The following is a 3,809-nucleotide window of genomic DNA, read 5'->3' on the forward strand; positions in this document are numbered from 1 at the left end:
AACCCGAACGCCTCCACTGACGGAAGGCGCCCCTGGGGACCTGCCGGCGCCGACAGGTGCAGCGAGATTCATCGGGACGAATCTCGGCCGGGAATGCAATAGGTGTGTGCCAGTTCGTTCTTGGCGCCGGTGGATGGGGGGACGCCGGTTCAGGTCGAGCATCGATGGGGAGGCCGCGAGCAAGGCAGCGATGGGTGGTCTGCGGCCTGACGAAAGGAACGGGATGCGTCCTGTCATGCCGATGTGCGGGCGGCGAAGATCGAAAAGTCAGGCGCTCCTCACTGGCTGTTCAGCCCAGGTCGGGCGCGACGGCCTCGCTCCATCGGGAGTAGTCGGTGCGGCTTGTCCCCGTCCCCGGCGTGTTGGCAAGAGGCTCGCTGTAACGCACGTCGACGCGCACAGGCAGCCCGTTCGGCGCGATCCAAAGATCGGCCGGCCTGGGCCCCGTTAGAAGCGCGGGCACCATGGCTGGATTTCCCATTGCGGCCAAGTTGAGTTCAAGGTGGAAGTGGTGCACCTTCTGGCCGGCCACTTGCTCATCGCCGATGTACTCGAGGTTCCGTGCCATAGCCGCCATCCGCTGGAAGTCCTCGCGAACATCGCTGTGTGCCACTACCGCGAGGAGATGCTCGTCGTCGGCCGGCGGCGGGCCGGGAGCCTTGGTCCAAGGCTCCTTGCTTGAGGTGCGGCCGAAGTACTCGCCGTTCGCCCGCGCGAAGCTCAGCAGGTCGTGTTGCACGTCCATCTCGAGGATGAAGTCGTCTTCGGTGCCGTACTCCTGAAGCAGGACTGTGGGGGCTGGCGGATTCAGGTTGCCAATCTCTTGCCGGACGCTTGATTCCTGAGCGAGTGCCGCGTCCACGGTCGCAAAGAGTTTCTGGGCTGAACTCGTGACATCCACGGCCACGGGCGTCCGGCTAATCAGACCTGTCGGAGACGATGTTGGATCCGCGTCGAGCGCGCGTCCACCGGCCTCATCACCGCACCCTGTGAGCGAGGCACTCGCGAGAGCGAACAGCAGCGCCGACCGGGCTAGATTCATCGCCCAACCATAGGTGACATCCGCTCGGACATGGCTCCCCTCTGTGTCAAGAAGCTCGTCTGAGTGGAGTCTTAGACTTGTCTCTGACGGGTCTGGGAAGTGGCTTGTCCGAAGAGCTGGTTCGGGGTTGTGAGCCGGTCGCGCTGGAGTCAGAGTCGTTACCCCGTTGCCCTCCCGGACCCGTCGCCATGTGCCGCGCCGCATCGTTGACCATCGTGCGATAGACGATGTCCGACAGCCTTCGCTTGAGCAGCCGCATCGATTCGTTCGAGGTCTTCCCGCGGGCCTTGGTGCGGTCGTAGAACGCACGTCCTTCGGTGTCGTGACGCAGCTGGACGGTGGCCATGATGTGCAGGACCCGGTTGATCTGCCGGTTCCCGCCACGCGACAGTCGGTGCCTGACGTTGTCGCCAGAGGACGCGTCGATCGGCGCAGTGCCGGTCCAGGACCCGAAGTGGTTCTTGTTCGGGAACCGGGTGATGTCACCGACCTCAACAAGCAAACGCGCGGCCCCTGAGGGCCCGATGCCTTCCAGGTCCAACAGCCCTGTTCCGGTCGCGGTGATGAGGGCTTTGAGTTCCTTGTCCGCGGCCTTCTTCCTCGCGTAGATCCGCTCGAGGTCGCCGATGAGTTCGGCAGCGACGCGGCGTCGGGTCTTGCCGGCGATGTCACGTGGTCGCACGGTGGCGAGCAGGGCCTTGGCCTGGGCTGCGGAGAGATCTCTCTTCGCGCCACCGGGGATGAGTTCGAGCAGCAGGGCATGGACTTGTGAGGTCTTGCGGGTGTGCTCCTCACCCAAGGATCGGCGTCGGTCGACCAGCAGCCGCAGCACGGCGAGTTGTTCGTCGTTGACGACCGGACGCAGCCCGCTCATCCGGGTTCCGACCAGCGCGACGGAGTGCGCGTCGGTGGCGTCGGTCTTGCGGCCCTGGCCGGTCGCGAAGACCCGCGTCCGGGCAGACATCTTGGGCGGGACATCAACCACCGTTTCGCCTTCGGCGAGGAGGCGGTTGGCGACGTGGCGTCCGATTCCGTTGCAGCCCTCGATGGCCCAGATGTGGTCCGGGAACTGGTTGACATAGCGCCTCAAGTCGGCGAACCCGGCCTCATCGGTGGCGAACCGGCCACCACCCAGGATCGTCTCGTCAGCGCCCATCACCTCGATCGTGACCGACCTCTTGTGTGGGTCCATCCCGACCACGACGCGGTTGATCGTCTTGCTCATGTGCTCCTCCGATGCTCGCTTCCATCACTGGTTGTCGAGTCGGGAGGGCAACGCTACTTCGAGCCGTGCAAACCCCTCTTGAGCCTCTCCGGACCCTGGCGACACCCGGCCCGCGCAAGCCATGTGAGAGCCACACGACCATGCGTGGGCAGCCGCAATCAGAGCGACGGACCGGGCGCCTGGACCGAGCCTCGCCAGACACCGGTCCTGAGGTCAATGAAACAAGTAGCCGCTGTCGGGGCGGAACGCCCGACAATGCCGCTGGTCGGCCGCTAAGACAAGGATGAGGTGCGACCATTGAGCATGGTCCCAGCACCTAGTGAACCCGGCGAGATCGCTGTGGGAACCATCTATGAGGACTGTGCTTACCACCCGGTCCTCTGTACTGCCGTTCACGACGATGGCTCAGTCAGCGGCATCTCCCTCATTGACGCCTCGGAGCCCAGGAACTGCGCGCCGGACGATTGCGGCGCAGTGCCACTCTCGGTCGACGACATCGTCCTCGCTCTGCGGGACTTCGAGGCCTACGTGGCTCGCCGTACTGACGAAGTCACGGCCGAGGTGGAGTAGGGCACGACTTCCGCCCGCTCATGCCGCGGATCGGATGCCTCGCACGGCTTCCGCGTGCCAGGCTGCTCGCGGTCACAGAACGAGACTCCGAGTGATTGAATCGATCCATGGTGGCCTTTCACGGTTTGCACGAGAAGAAGGACTTCTCTGGTCAGAGTTTCCGTCTGGCGACTCTTGATGGCCTCATGTTCAAGATGTGCGACTTCTCGGGTGCTGACTTGCGAGGTGCTTCGATCCGCGGCACCCATTTCGCAGGCTGCGACCTACGAGGCGTCGACTTCAGCGGAGCCGACCTCACCGAGGCCGTGTTCAGTTTCGTGATGACCCATGATCCGGAGTACGGCCTGTGCGACGTAACTGGCGCGACCTGGACGGGCGCCAACCTGAAACGAGTGACCACGGATCGAGTCGTTGGGTGGCCAAAAGACTGACGTGCTGAGTCCGACCACATTGTCGTCCGGTCTGCTGCAGAGCCCCGCTGACAGCTTCTATCGGTCGATGATGACGACATCCGAACGCGGAGGCCTTCGCAGGCTGTTGCGAGCGGTGTTCGCGACCATGTCGCTCGGATCCTTCATGAGGAGTTTCATCAACGGTCGGTTCGTGCCATGCACGGTTAGCCAGAACCTCACATTGGTCGACTTGTCCCGAGCGAGCTCGAAGTAGACGTCGTCGGGGTTCCTGTCGGAGCTGGCCAGAATCGCCCTGGTCTCGGCGTTTGGGTCCTGAGCCAGCGTCCGACGTTGATTGTCCGTCGTCAGGGGATTGAGGGCGAGGCTGCCACGGACTCTGGGATGGGCGTCGCGCAACAACTGCGCCACGATCACGGCGTGCGGAGTGGCCCAGGCAAGTTCCTCACGAACGTGCCAGTCGTCGTCCTCTGTCAACCGTGCGGAGGGAGTGGCGTCCAGGTCCTCCAACTGGGCGAGCGCGCGACGGGCATGGACGTGGCCACTGATCGCGACCCAGGCG

Annotated in this window: 4 protein-coding genes; 1 reads left to right on the forward strand and 3 read right to left on the reverse strand. The window is 64.1% G+C overall.

The genetic code is table 11. The features are described from left to right. Nucleotides 1-289: 289 nt before the first annotated feature. Both ACOADB_RS01170 and ACOADB_RS01175 read right to left on the reverse strand, forming a co-directional pair. Nucleotides 290-1,042: a hypothetical protein gene (locus tag ACOADB_RS01170; protein WP_378596093.1), complete on the reverse strand. Its 753-nt coding sequence runs from the start codon at nucleotides 1,040-1,042 to the stop codon at nucleotides 290-292. A gap of 46 nt (nucleotides 1,043-1,088) precedes the next feature. Further along, nucleotides 1,089-2,267 (reverse strand): IS110 family transposase, encoded by a 1,179-nt coding sequence (locus tag ACOADB_RS01175; protein WP_378596094.1) that lies wholly within the window; start codon nucleotides 2,265-2,267, stop codon nucleotides 1,089-1,091. 677 nt (nucleotides 2,268-2,944) lie between these two features. Here ACOADB_RS01175 and ACOADB_RS01180 point away from each other — a divergent pair. After that, nucleotides 2,945-3,268, forward strand: coding sequence for a pentapeptide repeat-containing protein (locus tag ACOADB_RS01180; protein ID WP_378596095.1), 324 nt, complete (start codon nucleotides 2,945-2,947; stop codon nucleotides 3,266-3,268). Between the two features lie 57 nt (nucleotides 3,269-3,325). Here ACOADB_RS01180 and ACOADB_RS01185 read toward each other — a convergent pair. Beyond that, a partial coding sequence (locus tag ACOADB_RS01185) for a hypothetical protein (protein ID WP_378596096.1) occupies nucleotides 3,326-3,809 on the reverse strand: 484 nt, incomplete at its 5' end.

The organism is Nocardioides sp. CPCC 206348, assembly GCF_048654705.1.
GTDB lineage: Bacteria > Actinomycetota > Actinomycetes > Propionibacteriales > Nocardioidaceae > Nocardioides.